This window comes from Alteromonas halophila (assembly GCF_014651815.1).
GTDB lineage: Bacteria > Pseudomonadota > Gammaproteobacteria > Enterobacterales > Alteromonadaceae > Alteromonas > Alteromonas halophila.
The window spans coordinates 325,035-342,210 of sequence record NZ_BMXP01000003.1; the positions used below are offsets into that span (position 1 = coordinate 325,035).

Annotated in this window: 14 protein-coding genes; 3 read left to right on the forward strand and 11 right to left on the reverse strand. The window is 52.5% G+C overall.

Annotation, left to right across the window (positions count from 1 at the left end):
- Positions 1-56: 56 nt before the first annotated feature.
- Positions 57-1,388: a metalloprotease PmbA gene (gene pmbA / locus IE054_RS08635; RefSeq protein WP_189405374.1), complete on the reverse strand. Its 1,332-nt coding sequence runs from the start codon at positions 1,386-1,388 to the stop codon at positions 57-59.
- 71 nt (positions 1,389-1,459) lie between these two features.
- On the opposite strand from pmbA, the gene yjgA reads away from it, so the two are divergent.
- A complete protein-coding gene (gene yjgA / locus IE054_RS08640; protein ID WP_189405377.1) occupies positions 1,460-2,008 on the forward strand; it encodes a ribosome biogenesis factor YjgA in 549 nt (182 codons plus the stop codon).
- A gap of 68 nt (positions 2,009-2,076) precedes the next feature.
- Here the strand turns inward: yjgA and tldD are convergent, their stop codons facing one another.
- From tldD to IE054_RS08685, 9 genes are all read right to left on the reverse strand, one after another.
- Entirely contained in the window at positions 2,077-3,519 is a 1,443-nt protein-coding gene (gene tldD / locus IE054_RS08645; protein WP_189405379.1) for a metalloprotease TldD, read from the reverse strand.
- The gene (locus IE054_RS08650) at positions 3,512-4,330 is read right to left on the reverse strand and encodes a carbon-nitrogen hydrolase family protein (protein WP_189405381.1); all 819 of its coding nucleotides are present in this window, start codon (positions 4,328-4,330) and stop codon (positions 3,512-3,514) included. The genes tldD and IE054_RS08650 overlap by 8 nt, the downstream gene beginning before the upstream one ends.
- Positions 4,323-8,210, reverse strand: coding sequence for a YhdP family protein (locus IE054_RS08655; protein WP_189405383.1), 3,888 nt, complete (start codon positions 8,208-8,210; stop codon positions 4,323-4,325). Before IE054_RS08655 ends, IE054_RS08650 begins: the two co-directional genes overlap by 8 nt.
- A 45-nt stretch (positions 8,211-8,255) precedes the next feature.
- On the reverse strand, positions 8,256-9,722 hold the full coding sequence (gene rng, locus IE054_RS08660) for a ribonuclease G (protein WP_189405385.1): 1,467 nt from the start codon (positions 9,720-9,722) through the stop codon (positions 8,256-8,258).
- On the reverse strand, positions 9,719-10,300 hold the full coding sequence (locus IE054_RS08665; protein ID WP_189405387.1) for a Maf family protein: 582 nt from the start codon (positions 10,298-10,300) through the stop codon (positions 9,719-9,721). Before IE054_RS08665 ends, rng begins: the two co-directional genes overlap by 4 nt.
- Positions 10,301-10,311: 11 nt before the next feature.
- Positions 10,312-10,791, reverse strand: a complete 480-nt coding sequence (gene mreD, locus IE054_RS08670; RefSeq protein ID WP_189405389.1) for a rod shape-determining protein MreD — start codon at positions 10,789-10,791, stop codon at positions 10,312-10,314.
- The gene (mreC, locus tag IE054_RS08675; protein WP_189405391.1) at positions 10,791-11,684 is read right to left on the reverse strand and encodes a rod shape-determining protein MreC; all 894 of its coding nucleotides are present in this window, start codon (positions 11,682-11,684) and stop codon (positions 10,791-10,793) included. The genes mreD and mreC overlap by 1 nt, the downstream gene beginning before the upstream one ends.
- Before the next feature lie 38 nt (positions 11,685-11,722).
- Positions 11,723-12,766 (reverse strand): rod shape-determining protein, encoded by a 1,044-nt coding sequence (locus IE054_RS08680; protein WP_189405393.1) that lies wholly within the window; start codon positions 12,764-12,766, stop codon positions 11,723-11,725.
- Positions 12,767-13,018: 252 nt separating this feature from the next.
- The gene (locus IE054_RS08685; protein ID WP_189405395.1) at positions 13,019-13,531 is read right to left on the reverse strand and encodes a hypothetical protein; all 513 of its coding nucleotides are present in this window, start codon (positions 13,529-13,531) and stop codon (positions 13,019-13,021) included.
- 242 nt (positions 13,532-13,773) lie between these two features.
- Here IE054_RS08685 and glpK point away from each other — a divergent pair, with 242 nt between their 5' ends.
- Positions 13,774-15,273 (forward strand): glycerol kinase GlpK, encoded by a 1,500-nt coding sequence (gene glpK, locus IE054_RS08690; protein WP_189405397.1) that lies wholly within the window; start codon positions 13,774-13,776, stop codon positions 15,271-15,273.
- A 235-nt stretch (positions 15,274-15,508) separates the two neighbouring features.
- Positions 15,509-16,162, forward strand: coding sequence for a PEP-CTERM sorting domain-containing protein (locus tag IE054_RS08695; protein WP_189405399.1), 654 nt, complete (start codon positions 15,509-15,511; stop codon positions 16,160-16,162).
- A gap of 238 nt (positions 16,163-16,400) precedes the next feature.
- Here IE054_RS08695 and ssb read toward each other — a convergent pair whose 3' ends face one another.
- A complete protein-coding gene (ssb, locus tag IE054_RS08700; protein WP_189405403.1) occupies positions 16,401-16,946 on the reverse strand; it encodes a single-stranded DNA-binding protein in 546 nt (181 codons plus the stop codon).
- Positions 16,947-17,176 lie beyond the last annotated feature (230 nt).

Sequence of the window (17,176 nt, forward strand, 5' to 3'; positions counted from 1 at the left end):
GCCTGATGCACATCGGCGGAGTTTTTTATGGACTACATTAAGCTGATAGCGGGGAATTAATTACCCGCCACCCGCATATTATCAATCAGGACCGAACCGGTATGTACGCTGCCACGCACATCCTGCTGTGCGCCAATTGCACGGATCCCGGAGAACATATCTTTTAGGTTCCCGGCAATCGTCACTTCATGCACCGGGTATTGGATCACGCCGTTTTCTACCCAGTAGCCCGCAGCGCCGCGCGAGTAGTCGCCGGTGACAATATTGACGCCCTGTCCCATCAGCTCGGTGACTAACAGCCCCGTACCCATCTCGCTCAGCAAGTCAGTATCACTGTGACCGGTGTTGCCGATGATCCAGTTGTGAATACCACCGGCATGGCCGTTGGTTCTGGTCTGCAGTTTGCGGGCCGAGTAAGTGGTATACAGATAGGTAGCCAGTCTTCCCTCATCGACTATCGTCATGTCTGAAGTCGCCACACCCTCGTTATCGAAGCTGGAGCTGGCCAGTGCGGCTTTCATGTGCGGCTTTTCTTCAATGCTCAGCCATTCAGGAAAGACCTGCGCGCCCAGTTTATCCAGCAAAAATGACGATCGGCGATAGAGGTTTCCGCCACTGATCGCGGCCACGTAATGACCAAAAAAGCTGCCCGCCAGATCGCGATGCATAATAATAGGGACATTGGCTGTATCGATTTTTCGGGCACCCAAACGTGAAACCGTATTTTCTGCTGCTTCCTGCCCGACAGCCTGCGGGCTGCTCAGTAAGCCAGGCTGACGGTCAACAGAGTAGGCATAATCGCGCTGCATATCGTCGTTATCGCTGCCAATCACCATACAGCTTAAGCTGTAGCGGCTGCTGGGGTATCCGGCATTAATACCATGCGTGTTGCCATAAACACGCATGCCAAAGTTGGCGTTGTATGAGGCACCATCAGAATTGGTGATGCGCGGATCAAAATCCAGCGCCGCTGCTTCGGTTTCAATGGCCATGGCAATGGCCTTTTCTGTGTCCAGCTCGGTAGGATGATACAGATCCAGATCGGGGAACTCGGTGGCCATTAATTCGGCATCAGCCAGTCCGCTGCATGGATCTTCACTGGTATAACGGGCGATATCAACGGCCTTTTCCACTGTTTTCGCCAGCGCCGATTTACTTAAGTCCGCTGTAGACGCACTGCCCTTGCGCTTACCCACATACACGCTGATCCCCAGCCCGCCATCGTTGGTAAACTCGACATTTTCAACTTCTCTCAAGCGCGATGACACGGCAATGCCTTCAATTTTCGACATGCTCGCTTCAGCCTGGGTCGCACCTTTGTCGCGCGCCATTTTCAGGACGTCATCAACGATGGTCTGGATGTCTGCTATTTGCTGGTCTATCTGCATAGTAAGTTTCGCTGCCTCAGTCTGTCTGTCATAATTAGCATTTAGCCAAGTGTAACACTTATGAGTTTGAAATGAGCGATAACAAGCGGTATTCCGAAGACCCGTCCCTGTTTGCTGATGTTGAGGGTGAGCAGGAAGAATGGGTAAGTAAGTCAGAACTGAAGCGCCAGGCCAATGAGCGTCAGAAGCTGGGCCAGACACTGGTCGATCTGACTCGGGCCAACCTTGACACCATCCCCATGGATGACGACGTTGCCGAGGCGGTGTCGCAGGCGCGTACGATTAACCGCAAGAAAGACGGCTTCCGCCGGCAGTTGCAGTTTATTGGTAAGCTTCTGCGAGGCCGCGATGTCAGTGATATCGAAGATGCGCTGGCACGGCTGAATAACAGCCATCAGGCTAGCAATGCAGCATTCCACGCCATTGAGCAAGCCCGTGATGAGGTGGTACAGCAGGGCGATGGCGCCATTCAGTCACTGCTTGAAGCGTACCCGACGCTGGAGCGGCAGAAGCTTCGCCAGTACCACCGGCAGGTGAAAAAGGAACGGGAAAAGAATGGCCCGCCGAAGGCTTACCGGGAGCTGTTCCAGTACCTGAAAGAGCACATGCCTAACGGCTAAACCACACGGGTCCTTGCACATACAACAAGGCCGCCAGTCAGGCGGCCTTATCCGTCACGGTATTTCTGCTAGGCGGTGCCGCCTACCGTTAACCGGTCTACTTTCAGGGTTGGCTGACCAACGCCAACGGGCACGCTTTGCCCGTCTTTACCACACACGCCTACGCCTTTATCAAGCGCCACATCGTTACCAATCATGGAGACCTGCTGCATTACCTCAGGGCCATTGCCAATCAGCGTGGCACCTTTTACCGGCGCGGTAATCTTGCCGTTTTCGATGAGGTACGCTTCGGCACTGGAAAACACAAACTTACCGGAGGTGATATCAACCTGGCCACCGGCAAAGTTGGGTGCGTAGATACCTTTATCGATGGAGGCGATAATTTCTTTCGGATCGTACTGACCTGCCAGCATAAAGGTATTGGTCATACGCGGCATTGGCAGGTGCGCGAAAGACTCACGACGGCCATTACCAGTGGGCGGCACACCCATTAGCCGGGCGTTATGCTTGTCTTGCATGTAGCCTTTTAAAATCCCGTCTTCAATTAGCACATTACGCTGCGTTGGCGTGCCTTCATCATCCACCGACAACGAGCCACGTCGATCGCTTAAGGTACCGTCATCCACCACAGTAACGCCCTTCGCTGCGACCCGCTGACCCATTTTACCACTGAAGGTCGACGCCCCTTTGCGGTTAAAGTCGCCTTCCAGACCATGACCTACCGCTTCGTGCAACAGCACGCCAGGCCAGCCATTCCCCAGCACCACAGGCATGGTTCCGGCAGGAGACGCCACCGATTCCATATTCACCCGTGCCATATGCAGGGCATCGTCAGCCAGCTGCTGATAATAAGGGCGGTCATTTTCGTCACGGGTGAAAAACGAATAGGCATAACGGCCACCGGCGCCAGCACTCCCCCGCTCGCGACGCTCGCCGTTTTCCAGCAACACCATGCAGTTCAGGCGCACCAGCGGACGGATATCTGTGGCCAGCGTACCGTCACTGGCGGCGACCAGTACTTCCTCGTACACACCACTTAAGCTTACGACAACCTGATTGACGCCCGGCTCCTGCTGACGGATATACGCATCAACCGCACGCAGTAAACTGATCTTTTCGGCATCCTGCATCGCCACAATCGGATTGTCGGTCTGATAGCGAAGCGGATAGTGCGCCGCCCCCAGACCCTCGACTTTATGTTGACCACCGCTTGACGCAATTGTGCGCGCGGCCTTACAGGCCTTATCTAACGCCTCTGGGCTGATTTCATCGGAATAGGCAAACCCTGTTTTTTCGCCACTAATAGCCCGCACACCCACACCACGCTCGATGTTATAGCTGCCTTCCTTGATGATCCCGTCTTCCAGCACCCAGCTTTCATGCTGGCTGGACTGAAAATACAAATCGGCAAAGTCATTGTCGAAATGGTGAATAGTGGCCAGTGCCTTTTCCAGCGACTGTGCATCCAGCCCTGAATCAGACAATAAGTGACGTTCAACAGTATTAGACAAAATCGCTCCTGAATCGGTTATGTTGCATGACAGGCATTTTGGCTTTTAATGCCTGTCTGTCATTTAAATCGCAGCTGGCCTGAATGCTGCCGGTCTCGGTCGGCAACTCTGCCAGCGTATCGCCCCAGGGTGAGATAATTAGGCTATGCCCATAGGTTCGGCGCCCATTTGCATGTTCACCGGTCTGATTCGCCGCCACCACAAAACATTGTTTCTCAATGGCCCGTGCTTTCACCAGCGAGTGCCAGTGTGCCTGACCGGTGTGCTGGGTGAAGGCTGAGGGCAGCACCAGAATGTCAATGTCGCCCATGGCGTTAAATAACCCTGAGAAGCGCACATCATAACACACTGCCAGACCGATGTTGCCAATGGGCGTCTGGACGGTGACGACCTCTGTGCCTGCCTGTGTGTATTTCGATTCTTTGTACGAGCCGGTGTTGTCGTCTATGGCCACATCAAACAGATGAATTTTCTTATAGTCAGCCAGACATTCACCGTCTGGCCCGTATAGCTGACAGGTGGCGGTAAACTTATCGTCGGTATTGGCTTTTACAGGGTAAGTGCCGGAGATCAGGTAGCACTGATATCTTTTAGCCATTTCTGCCAGGCGACGCTGGATCAGCCCGTCGCCGGAAGACTCGGCAACATCCAGCAATTCGCGATCGCGGGTACCAAAACAGGCAAAGCACTCTGGCAAGACGACCAGTGGCGGCGTATCACTCTTCAGCCGGGCAAGTTCTGCCTCGACCATACTGAGGTTTTCCTCAACATCCGGGGTAGAGGTCATTTGTACTGCAACCAGATTAACCATCAATTACCTCCATATTCAGTCGTTGTAAATCGTCCTCCATCAAAGGGCGATCGGCTCCCTCTTCGGGAATACTGGGCCGGGTCTGAGCGGGTAAACTGATATCCTTGCTGTCACGTCCCACCTCTTCAAAGACAGGATCATTCAGGGTCCCGGACACCTTATAATTCACATTGGAGATCACTTTGGCAGACGTCAACACCTGGTCAATGGCCAATGCCGCGAGCGCCGTGGGCGGAGTAGCCAGAAAATACACCAGTACCGGCAGATTGCCGGTGACATTCGGCGTAAACGACACATCGTAATTAAGTGTCGCCGCTTTTAAATCGGTATAGCCACGGATCTCAATGTCGCCGGCACCGCCGTCAATTTCCGTGTCATCGGTAAATGCCTTGCCATCAGCAATACGCAGACTGCCGCCCATTTCATCGTAGAAGAAGCCTTTGGCAAACACATCACGGAAATCCAGGCTAAGTTTGCGGACCAGTGAATTAAGACTAAACAGGGTAAAAATTCGCGAGCCCTGATCTGAAAGCTCAGTCAGATAGCCGTCTGTCAGGCCCCAGTCTACTTCACCACTGATCTTTTCTAGTGTGAAGTCCATGGGCGAGTCAGGCCAGCTCAGCACAAATGAAATGTCCGCTTCTGAATCTTTTATACCGGTCTGCACACCATAGGATTCCAGCATATCGCCCACATCATTACTGTCCAGCGTACCGGTCATACGTGTCACACTGTGCGAATCAGCAAAGTTCCACTGACCAGTAGCGACTAGTTTGCCGTGTTTACTGTTGGCACTCGCCTGTTTGATCAGCATGCCTTTATCATTGCGTTCGACATCCAGAATCACTTCACCGAGTTCTATATCGTTAATGGTGCACTGCTGACAATGCAGGTAGATAGGTGGCAGGGTGTCAGCGCGCCAGCTTCTGGCCATGATATCCTCGCCGTCTGACGCGGAACTCACTGTCTGCAGTTGCATAAAGTCTGCATCCACCTCAATTCCGCGATTTAGCCACTGATCATAAATATTCACCGTGGCCCTTGCCTGCGCGGCGTTAATATCAAGTTGCCAGTCCTTATTGCGTTGTTTGGCTGTCACGTCCACATCTTTCAGTGTTTGCCCACCCACCTGCAATGTTCCGGCTTTGACGAAAATACGTTCAGGCACGGCGAAAAGCTGATTCTGCGTCGCTTCCCCGGCCTCGCCGCCCTCAGACTGACTGCTGACGATAAGGTCGACCGTGTCGTACCAGCGCCCGATATCCACTTGTGGTAAATCCGCTGAAATACTAAAGCCCATACCAAGTCCGGTGAAGTCGCTATTCCCCAACGCCAGGTGCGCACGGGAAAACTGCAGTTCAGCATGGGGCAGCAAGCCATCGAACCGAATGCTGTCGCCTACATCGGCACTGATCGTTGACGCTGTTTCATCGCCCTCGCTGCTGATGCGTAACACCCGGTTGTCTGTCGGCCGGTTGTTAAACGGTGCTGGCAGGTCTGAAGCTACACCGGCCAGTTGTGCCGCAATACTGGCCGTGTAACGGTAGGATTGTGCACCGAGCAACAGCGCAACCTCTGCCTGCCAGTCTGAGACGCCCGCTACGTATTGCTGAAAGTCTGGATTGAGGCGCGCCAGCAGCGTGGCGGTATCCCACTGCCCGGCAGCAGCAAGTGTCAGGTTGTAATTGTCCTGTTGCTGTTGTCCCTCGAGAGTGAGGGTAAGCGGCTGTTCCAGCAAACGGGCAGACAGCGCGGTTGCGCTGATATGATCATTGTTAAAGCTGACGTCGCCGCTGACATCATTAAACTGCATGTTCGTTGCAGTGATATAGACCGGATTGCTGGTCAGTGTAGCCGTACCAGTGGCCGTCACCCTGTCGCCGTTTAACGGTATATGTAACGCCAGTTGCGAGCTAACCGGCCCGGTGATCTGCACCTGTTTATCCAGTACCTTGCCCAGTGAATCAGCGATGCCTGACTGTGTCATCAGTGATGTCAGTGATTCGCCAGTTCCTGCACCCGTGGCATAAATGGATAAGGTGGATGCGCCGCTTAGCCCTGGAATCGCCGCCGACATATCCCGGATCTCAACACCGTCCAGCATCGCGCGTTCGCTTTCCATGACCAGTGAATCGTTGACAAAGTAAAGGTTCAGGTCCAGCTCTGACAGTGCCGGCCAGTCGGGTGAGAACATGAAGTCACTGTCGGTAAGCGACACATAAGCCTGAAAAATACCGCTGTTGTCCGGATACGGGAAGGCCTGCGGCTTGCCACTGAATAATATTCGGGCATTCTCAACCTGACCCTGTCCTGCGAAGGCCCGGCTCAGGTATCCCGCCGTTTTCTCTCCCATAATGTCTGGAAACAGCTGATCAACACCGGCCAGAGGCAGGCTGTCTATGTCAGCATACACATCCAGGTGACCGGTACTGAGGTTATAACGTGCAGCGGGGCTCAGGCTGATTTTATCCGTGTTCAGCTCAGCAACTGGCATCAGCAGCTCCCACTGCCTGGCTTTGCCGGTGGAAAGCGGATAGACATAAAGCTCTGCACGCAGCGCATCCAGCATAAAATCACCGGGCATTGATTTATCGGCGGCGATGGGTTCATCATTGGCAGACAGCAACACCGCCCCCTGTTGTTTGTCCCAGAACAGCTCTGCTTCCAGCCCCGACATGCCCGGTATCTGGCTGGTCTGGTTCCAGGACACATCCAGCAGTTTGGCCGCCACTGAAAGTCCCTGAGACTGCCTGCGAATTTGCAACGTCGCCAGCTGCCCCTGGGGGTTGAGCGCCTGCAGCTCTTCTTCACTGGCCTCGCTCATCAGCAATGGAGTTAGCATCAGAAACGGACTGATTGGCACAGGTTTTACGGTGTTTAGCAGCCACTCGCCCTGAGGCGTAACCTTGCCTATCAGATCCGTCACCATAGTCTGATTCACCGAATCAAGGATCAGCTGGTCAACCCGCAGGTTCCAGCCACCATCGTGCGGCAGGGCCTGAATACTTCCGGCTCTGAGTCCCGTATACAGTGGCGATACCGCTTCCCCTCCCCATTGTAGCAAACTTCGCTCGATTTCCATCTGCACTGCCGCAACATCGCTGTCGACAATATCCGCCCAGATTTCAAAATTTGCCCGGCTCTCTGTCAACGGGCGTTTGGTGTCCAGCAAGTCGCTGACGTAGGGTGAGATGTCCAGTTCCTCGGCTTTCGCGTAGAAGGTCCCTTTCAGTGCCTCATGATTGCCATGCAGGTCGATAATAAACGAGGCGGAATTAGCCGATATGTCTCTGACCTGAATGGTACCGCGCCCCTGATGTCGGGCATCCCGGTTGAGCCAGGACAACTGTTCTATATCGAACACATGCTGCTTACCTGCCTGTGTCAGACTGACTTCACCGGTGCGCAGGGAAAATTGCTGTAGTTGTTCGAGGAATAAGCGTTTCAGGGCCTCGACAACCGGGAAATCGCTGTCGCTGCTGCCATCGAGCCGGTCGGTGTTAATATCCAGATCAAGCCCCACCAGCTCAAAGCGGTTGGATGAGACCAGTTGCTGAGTCAGTGATTGCCAAAAGTCCACTTCTACGTAAACTTTATCGACCTGCAGCGCGACCGGAGACCTGGCATCCTGTGCCAGTGCCACGTTCTCCAGCACTATGCTGGGTCCGGACCGCTGCCATACGGCATGCACGCTGTCGATAGACAGGTTCACCCCGTACTGCTGATTGACATAGTCCTCCAGCAAGTGCTTTTTGTGCTCAATATGAGGCAGTGCATACCGCATCACACTCAGTAATACAGCGAACAGCACCAACACCACTGCCAACAGCAACCACACCTTTTTGACCAGGTAGGCAGCCGCCGAAGAAAATTTTGTCACACTACGCCTTTACCCGTTACATCTTCGCTAGAACAGTCATCTGCACTACATCATCACGACGTCGTACTTGTCCTGATTATACAAGGGCTCTGTCTGCACTTTAATCTGCTTTGAGACGAAGACTTCCAGTTCTGCGAGCATGTGAGATTCCTCGCCCATCAGTGCCTCGGAGACACTCGGGGATGCATACACTACAAATTTATCGGCGTCGTACGCACGGTTTACCCGTACGATCTCACGCATAATTTCAAAGCAAATTGTCTCAACTGTTTTAATCGAGCCACGTCCTTTACACACCGGGCACTCGCCGCAGAGCGTATGCTCCAGACTTTCACGGGTGCGCTTGCGGGTCATTTCAATTAAACCTAACGCAGTGAAGCCGTGAATATTGATCTTTGCACGATCTTTATTTGTGGCTGCTTCCAGACTATGTAGGACACGCCGTTTATGGTCAGGTTCCGTCATATCGATAAAATCAATCAGGATCATGCCTCCCAGATTGCGTAATCTAAGCTGGCGGGCAATCGCCTGTGTGGCTTCGATATTGGTATTGAAAATGGTTTCTTCGAGGTTACGATGACCGACAAAGGCACCGGTGTTGATGTCGATGGTCGTCATTGCCTCGGTCTGATCGATAATAAGGTAGCCGCCGGATTTCAGGTCTACCCGCCGTTCCAGCGCACGCTGCGCCTCGTTCTCAACATCGTATAAATCGAAAATAGGCCGCTCGCCGGTGTAGTATTCCAGCCGACCGTTCATTTCCGGCACATATTCTTTGGTGAACTGAAAAAGCTCCTGGTAGCTCAGCTTTGAGTCAATACGGATCCGATCCAGCTCGGTGCCTACAAAGTCGCGCAATACGCGGCGTGCCAGTGGCAGATCCTCGTACAACACATTGGACTTGCGCTTTTTCATGCGCGATTGAATTTTGTCCCATAAGCGCCGCAGAAAGGCTGCATCCTGGGTTAGTTCGGTTTTACCTACGCCTTCTGCAGCCGTACGCAGAATAAAGCCACCGCTCTCATCACAAAACTCCTGTACCAGTGACTTCAGCCTTTCGCGTTCAGATTCCTCTTCTATTCGCTGCGAGACCCCCACATGGCGGACACTGGGCATAAACACCAGATACCGCGACGGGATTGTAATATCGGTTGTCAGACGTGCGCCCTTGGTGCCAATGGGGTCTTTAACCACCTGCACCACAATAAACTGCCCGTCACGCACCAGCTCGCGAATATCCTGTTTTTCAATATGGCTGGCCGAGACTTCTTCGACAACTTCGTTATGAATAACGATATCTGAGGCGTGCAAAAACGCGGCTTTATCCAGCCCGATATCAACAAAAGCGGCCTGCATGCCCGGCAATACACGGCTGACCTTACCCCGATAGATATTCCCTACCAGCCCCCGTTTAGTATGCCGCTCGACATGGATTTCCTGCAGGATCCCGTTTTCAATCAGGGCCACCCGCGATTCTGACGGCGTTACATTTATCAGCAATTCACCACTCATTTTTCCACCCCGAACTCGTTAAGCAGTTGAATTGTTTCATACAATGGCAGACCGATGACGGCGCTGGCACTGCCTTCTATTGCTTTCACAAACTGACCACCAATTCCCTGTATGGCATAACTGCCGGCTTTATCCAGCGGCTCGCCTGTGGTCCAGTATTTTTCTATTTGCTGCTCCGTCAGCTCAGCAAAATGAACCTTAGTCCGAATACATTCATTGCGCTGGCGGTCAGCATTCTTCACTGATATGGCAGTCAGCACATCATGGGTACGGCCTGACAGCTGCAGCAAAATACGCTTACTGTCTGATAAATCGGCCGGTTTACCTATACTTTCTCCGTCCAGTGCTATCAGCGTATCAGACGCCAGAATGACACTGTTTTGTTTCTCTTCGCCAAGCCGCGTAAATGCCGTGCTGGCCTTTTCTGAGGCCAGACGCAACACCTGATCCCAGGGGCGTTCATCGCATTGGGGCGACTCATCGATATCGACGGGCATCACTCGGTGCGCAATACCTACCTGCGTTAGCAATGCCGTGCGGCGCGGTGATGCTGAAGCCAGAATAAGTGGAGATGTCATAGCCTGTCCTGCTAACTGATTCGCATTTGTCGGCGCGCTTTGCGCAACATCCAGAACACCCAGGGCCACAGTACCATTGACGTGATAACCGGCCACAGGTAGGCAAACTGAAAATAGATATCGGTCAGCAGATGCTCAAGCCAGTACACCACCAGGTGATACAAAGCGCTGAGTAAACCAATAATAATCGCCTGCTGCCAGACCGAATAATTACGCAATCGCTGGTAGTTGGCCGCCAGCACATACACTGACAGACTCAGAGCCAGACTGTGAATGCCCAGCGTGGCGCCCATCAGAATATCCAGCGCCACCCCGGTAATAAAAGCAACCCCCACGTTCACGCGGTTGGGCAGCGCCATACACCAGTAGGCAAGCACAATCAGCACCCAGTCAGGGCGATACATATCGACCTGAATAGGCAGCGGCATGATTTGCAGCACCAGTGAAATAAGAATACTGATTGGAATGGCATAATGTCGGGCGCTGAGCACTAGTTAGCCTCCTCAGTGTCTGTCCGGGGGTCGTCAGCTTGCGGTTCAGCAGGTTGTGTCTCGTCTTCCGGCGTTGTCTGCGGCCACAGTAGCAACAGGTATTTGAGCCTGTTTAGGCGTGCCAGTGGCTGGGCTATAATCTGGCTGAATGGACGGCTCTCATCCCGCACAACACTGGTGACTTTGGCGACGGGATAACCCTGTGGGTACACGGAGCCAAGCCCTGATGACATTAGCATCTCCCCTTCACGAATATCGACACTATGGGGAACGTGCTCTAAATAGAGTTCGTTAAGTGTGCCACTGCCACTGGCAATAAAGCGAATATTGGTACGCACCGAACGCACAGGAATAGCATGAGTCACATCCGCGATCAGCAAGACCCGGCTGTTGGTGGTGCCCACTTCCATCACCTGGCCCACAATTCCCTGATCATCCAGTACTGGCTGTGATAAATACACACCGTCAATCGCGCCTTTATTGATCATCACCTGCTGACTATAGGGGTTATTATCCACCGCCATCAGCTCGGCGGCCATTTTCCGCATGCCCTGCTTGGTGGGTGCTTCGAGCAACTGCCGTAATTCGCGGTTTTCCTGCTGCAAAATGGTAAAACGTTGTAAGCGCTCACTCATCATTAACACCTGACTAGTAAGCTTTTCATTCTCAGTCAGCAGTTGTTGTTGGGAGGTCAGCTGCTGAGCGCTTTCACTCAGCATCAGGCCCGGCAGGTTGGCCAGATATTGCAGTGGGCTCATCAGCGAATTCATATAGACACGCGCCGACTTAAAGCCATCCAGACGATGGTCAGCAAACATCAGCACCAGCGACAATATCAGCGCCAGCGCGAGGCGATTGTTCAGGGACGGGCCGCGGGTGAATATAGTATCCATGCTAAAAAGAAGGCAACCTGTGCGGTTGCCTTGCCTGCTTATTCGTAACTAAACAGGTCGCCGCCATGCAGGTCGATCATATCAAATGCCTTACCTCCACCACGGGCGACGCATGTCAGAGGATCATCAGCAATAACCACCGGTATGCCGGTTTCTTCCATCAGCAGGCGGTCAAGATCTTTGAGCAGTGCACCACCACCAGTGAGTACCATACCCCGCTCTGAGATATCGGATGCCAGCTCAGGTGGTGATTGCTCCAGCGCGACCATGACTGCAGAAACGATGCCGGTCAGCGGCTCCTGCAGCGCTTCCAGAATTTCGTTTGAGTTAAGCGTAAAGCCACGTGGTACACCCTCTGCCAGGTTGCGACCGCGCACTTCAATTTCACGCACCTCTTCGCCGGGATAAGCGGCGCCGATTTCGTGTTTAATCCGCTCGGCGGTGGCTTCACCAATCAGTGAGCCAAAGTTACGACGAATATAGTTAATGATCGCTTCATCAAACTTGTCGCCACCAATGCGTACGGACGAAGAATACACCACACCGTTTAACGAGATGATAGCCACTTCGGTGGTACCGCCACCAATATCGACGACCATCGAACCGGTCGCTTCAGATACCGGCAGCCCGGCACCAATAGCAGCGGCCATAGGTTCGTCAATCAGGTACACTTCGCGGGCGCCGGCACCCAGTGCAGATTCCTTGATTGCGCGGCGTTCGACCTGAGTAGAGCCACAAGGCACACACACCAGCACGCGCGGGCTCGGGCGCAGGAAGTTATTGTCATGCACCTGCTTGATGAAGTGCTGCAGCATTTTTTCGGTAACGTAAAAGTCGGCAATAACACCGTCTTTCATTGGCCGTATTGCGCGAATATTGCCTGGCGTTCTGCCTAGCATCCGTTTCGCTTCAGCGCCAACCGCTGCCACACTTTTTGGGCCAGATGCCCGCTCTTGCCTGATCGCGACTACCGACGGCTCGTTAAGAACAATGCCTTGATCTTTAACGTAAATGAGCGTGTTGGCGGTTCCGAGGTCGATGGACAGGTCATTAGAGAACATGCCTCGAAGCTTTTTAAACATGAAGAGTGTATTCCCATTACTGTGCTGGCGCGCTATGAGGGTCTGAACTACATTTGCCAGCGTGAAGCCAATTACTGTCGTGACAGCTTATCAATGGGGGCATTTTTCAGCAAGTAGCCATTCACTTAAGGCAATAAAATTCCGTTGTTTTTAGGCCATTCTGCGTATTGAATCAGATAAGCATGGCGAATCATTGCGACTGCGCCTGTCTGAGCGCGTGCAAACACGCCGTCAAATGGGGGGTTAATCCGATTACTGCTCGTGCTCAACCGCGCCGTTGTAAATAAAGTAGTCAAAGTGCGTGCCGCGACTCAGCCTGAAACGGCAGCGGGCGTTAACCGGATCATTATCGAGAAGTGTTCCCCGGTAGTATTCAGCGCGCACCAGAAAACCGTCTATTCGCATTGGACTGCTTAGTAATGACGACCATAATTTCTGACAGCCTTCGCTGCCTGGCTTTACGGCAGGCATCCCGTTCATCGTAAAACGGACCGGGGAGCGACCAACTTCAGCACCCTCGTCGTTGTAGTGCACCAGCATGATGGTCTCTGGCCGTCCCTGCGCCTGCCACTGCCAGTGCGCCCGTACTACTTCAGATTCGAGCTTGTCACCCAACGACCGCAGCAGCCTGTCCTGAACGTTTGGTTCGCTTTGGTAGAAGTAACTGATAAAGCCCACCATTACACTGGCAAAAATCACCACGATCGCGAGATTTACAATGAGCCTGCGCGACTGCGTTGATGCTTCTCCACCTTTCTTTGCCATGTGTATTTTTGCCTTTTTACTGCTCTGTCGTAATGATATCGGCATAGTTGCGCGCAGCGCCACTATAAATGTCATTATTCTGCAATCTGCCACCGGTCTGCCGCTGAGTTTTGCGCTCGTTTTTCCTGCCGCTGTGTATGGCGCTAGAGTAATCACAGCGCACCGGCATGGCACTAATGGTTGTTACCTGGCCCCATTGCGCTATATATTGCCAGTACTTTTATATTCAGGGAGTTGCGACGTTGTCAGACTATATTCTTGCTATCGACCAGGGAACCACCAGCTCACGGGCCGTCATCTTCTCGTCGTCTGGTGATATTAAAGCCATGGCGCAACAGGAGTTCAGCCAGCACTACCCGCACGGCGGCTGGGTGGAACACGACCCCGATGATATCTGGCGCAGCGTCACTGACTCTATCGCAGCCGTATTCGCGCAATGTGAACTCAGTATTGATGATGTTGCCACGCTGGGCATCACTAATCAGCGCGAAACAACCCTTATCTGGGACAAACATACCGGTGAAGCCATTTACCCTGCCATTGTCTGGCAGGATCGGCGAACAGCCGATATATGTCGTGAACTTTCTCAGGATACGTCACTGACCGAGCACGTCACCAATACCACCGGTCTGCTGCTTGATCCGTATTTCTCTGCAACCAAAATTCACTGGCTGCTGGAAAATGTAGAAGGGGCCAGGGCGCGCGCAGAGGCTGGCGATCTGCTTTTTGGGACCATGGATACCTACCTTATATGGCGACTGACGAATGGGCAGTCACACAAAACTGACGCCACCAATGCCTCGCGCACCATGCTGTTTGATATCAACAATCAGTGCTGGGATAAACACTTGCTTGATACCTTTAATATTCCTGCCAGTTTGCTGCCGGAGGTCTGCGATTGCGCCGCTGAGTTTGGTGAAGCCAGTGAAGCAATACTGGGTAAAGCCGTGCCCATTCAGGGTGTGGCAGGGGATCAGCAGGCAGCACTGATTGGCCAGGCCTGTTTTGATAAAGGCATGGCGAAAAGTACCTATGGCACCGGCTGCTTTATGATTTTAAATACCGGCGATACGCCGCTACACTCTGCCAACCGCCTGCTGACAACAGTGGGCTACCGGCTTGGCGGAGAGGTCACTTATGCGCTTGAAGGCAGTATTTTCATGGCAGGGGCAACCATACAATGGTTACGCGATGGCCTGCACTTAATCAAAAATGCCGCAGAATCGGAAGAACTGGCTAAGCGTGCCAGGGAGAATAATGGCGTGTTTATGGTGCCCGCTTTCACGGGGCTAGGTGCACCTTACTGGGACCCGGATGCACGAGGCGCCATATTAGGTCTCACCCGTGATACCGGCATCAGTGAAATCGTCGCGGCCGGTTTGCAGTCCGTATGTTATCAGACCAAAGACCTTCAGAAGGCGATGGAGTCGGATGGTGCAAGACCCACGACATTACGGGTTGATGGCGGCATGGCCAATAATGACTGGGTGATGGGCTTTTTGGCCGACATTCTTGGCGCTGAAGTACAACGGCCCGAAGTCACTGAGTCCACTGCGCTGGGCGCTGCGTTTCTGGCTGGTCTTCAGGCCGGAATCTACGAAAATATAGAAGATATTCGTCATAACTGGCGTGAAGAGCAGGTATTTACACCTCGCCTTACCAAGGCGCAGCGTGACGAAGCTTATAGCGGCTGGCAGGAGTCGGTAGCACGTATACGCTGTAAAGACTACCAGGACACCTGATAACGGCCTCATGTGGGATGGCCCGTGATAGCCTGTTGTTCCGCTAATGCACCATAGCGTGGCAACTGTCAAAAATCTTTACAGTTTTACTGGCCGCTACGTGTCTCCTGCCCATATTAAGATACAACATACTGTTCTGTATAGAATTTATTTATCGGTACATATAATGCATATATTTTGTTTATTCATGGGCACAGTGATGTGCTGCAGACCAGGTAGTAAACAGGAAATACAAATGCATATTAAATCGTCAGTTAAATCATTCATGGTATTGTTGTTCCTAAGCGTCTCGTTAGGTGCCAATGCCAGCTTAATTACCAATGGCACCTTTGATAGCGACCTTAGCGGTTGGACAATCAATGGCAGTGCAAACGGAAATATTGATACTGTGTGGAATGCAGGCACGGCACATTTGGGGCGCCCTGGTCAGGAAGGTTTCTCAGAGTTTTATCAGTTATTCACAGTGGACGCCAATGCAATGAGTGCCGATATCTGGTTCGACTACCAGTGGCAGGTGACGGCGCCTTCAACGCCTGATGAGTTTGACGTGTATTTCCAGTATCTGGATGCGAACACATCGCAGTTCGTTGTTGTTAACCTGTTCAGTATGCTGAGCAGTAACGCCACGTTCGGTCAAACGGCTCAGTTTAATGGTATGCTGGATTTAACAGGCTACAACCTGGCAGGTACGACTAACAATGCAGGTCTCTTTTTCAAGCTGACCGAAACGCCTAATACACCTGCCTCGCCGGGCACGCGCATTCAGCTGGACAACGTACAGTTTGAAACGAGTGCAGCGGGTAATTCTTTCGCGGTGCCAGCACCAGGCACATTGTTACTGCTTAGTTTAAGCCTGCTCGGTATAGGCTGGTCGAGCCGCAAAAAGTAAAAGTAATATCGTCAGGTTTATAAAGCCCTCTTCGGAGGGTTTTTTATTGCCTTATTTTGAATGCCGTAAAAATACAGCTTTTATTCTCACGCCCAATAAGCCGCATCTGTTGCAGTTTCCATTTTATTTTATACAAAAAAACCTCTGAGTTTCACCTCAACAGCCTGCAGACCATCAAGATAAAAGCTCAGAGGCTTTTCAGTAGTTTATTATTCTACTTAATAAGTTTTACTGGGAATCAGAACGGGATATCGTCATCAAAGTCAAAATCCGGCTCAGCCATTGGCGGCTGGTTTGACTGTGGCTGATTTTGCGGACGTCCGCCGCCCTGATTGCCCTGACCACCCTGATTAGGGTTTTGCTGGTAGCCACCCTGCTGGTTGTTGTAGCCGCCCTGATTAGACTGTGGACGCTGCTGGTAGCCACCACCGCCACCGCCGCTGTCGCCACGGCTGCCAAGCATTTGCATCTGGTCAACAATGACTTCGGTGGTGTAACGGTCCTGACCCGACTGATCCTGCCATTTACGAGTCTGAAGTTTACCTTCAACGTAAATTTGCGAGCCTTTTTTCAGATACTCGCCGGCCACTTCTGCCAGTCGGCGGTACATGGTCAGACGGTGCCATTCCGTTCTTTCCTGTACCTGCCCCTGCTGATCCTTCCAGCTTTCACTGGTTGCCAGGCTCAGGTTGGCAACAGCATTACCGTTAGGCATGTATCGTACCTCAGGATCATTACCCAGATTACCCACGAGAATGACCTTGTTCACGCCTCTGCTTGCCATTGATCTCTCCTGTTAATTCAAAACGCTGGCTGCCGTAAGGCTACCGCAGCCTGATATTAATGGGTGTGCAGGCTATCACCTGACACAAACTTCACTGCCGGCAGTATACCCTACTTCACCGTCGGGTCAGACAACTTTTCACTTTTTCACTTTTCAACTTTCTGACCCTGCCGAGCTTAAGTCTATCACAATGTGAAACGGTGACGCCCGGCAGCAAGGTCAGATTTTGT

Bases quoted from the DNA above. Each gene is read 5' to 3' on its own strand.
- mreC (WP_189405391.1), bottom strand. From the start codon at position 11,684: ATGGATACTATATTCACCCGCGGCCCGTCCCTGAACAATCGCCTCGCG.
- ssb (WP_189405403.1), bottom strand. From the start codon at position 16,946: ATGGCAAGCAGAGGCGTGAACAAGGTCATTCTCGTGGGTAATCTGGGT.
- IE054_RS08650 (WP_189405381.1), bottom strand. From the start codon at position 4,330: ATGGTTAATCTGGTTGCAGTACAAATGACCTCTACCCCGGATGTTGAG.
- IE054_RS08665 (WP_189405387.1), bottom strand. From the start codon at position 10,300: ATGACATCTCCACTTATTCTGGCTTCAGCATCACCGCGCCGCACGGCA.
- rng (WP_189405385.1), bottom strand. From the start codon at position 9,722: ATGAGTGGTGAATTGCTGATAAATGTAACGCCGTCAGAATCGCGGGTG.
- IE054_RS08685 (WP_189405395.1), bottom strand. From the start codon at position 13,531: ATGGCAAAGAAAGGTGGAGAAGCATCAACGCAGTCGCGCAGGCTCATT.
- yjgA (WP_189405377.1), top strand. From the start codon at position 1,460: ATGAGCGATAACAAGCGGTATTCCGAAGACCCGTCCCTGTTTGCTGAT.
- IE054_RS08695 (WP_189405399.1), top strand. From the start codon at position 15,509: ATGCATATTAAATCGTCAGTTAAATCATTCATGGTATTGTTGTTCCTA.
- IE054_RS08680 (WP_189405393.1), bottom strand. From the start codon at position 12,766: ATGTTTAAAAAGCTTCGAGGCATGTTCTCTAATGACCTGTCCATCGAC.
- pmbA (WP_189405374.1), bottom strand. From the start codon at position 1,388: ATGCAGATAGACCAGCAAATAGCAGACATCCAGACCATCGTTGATGAC.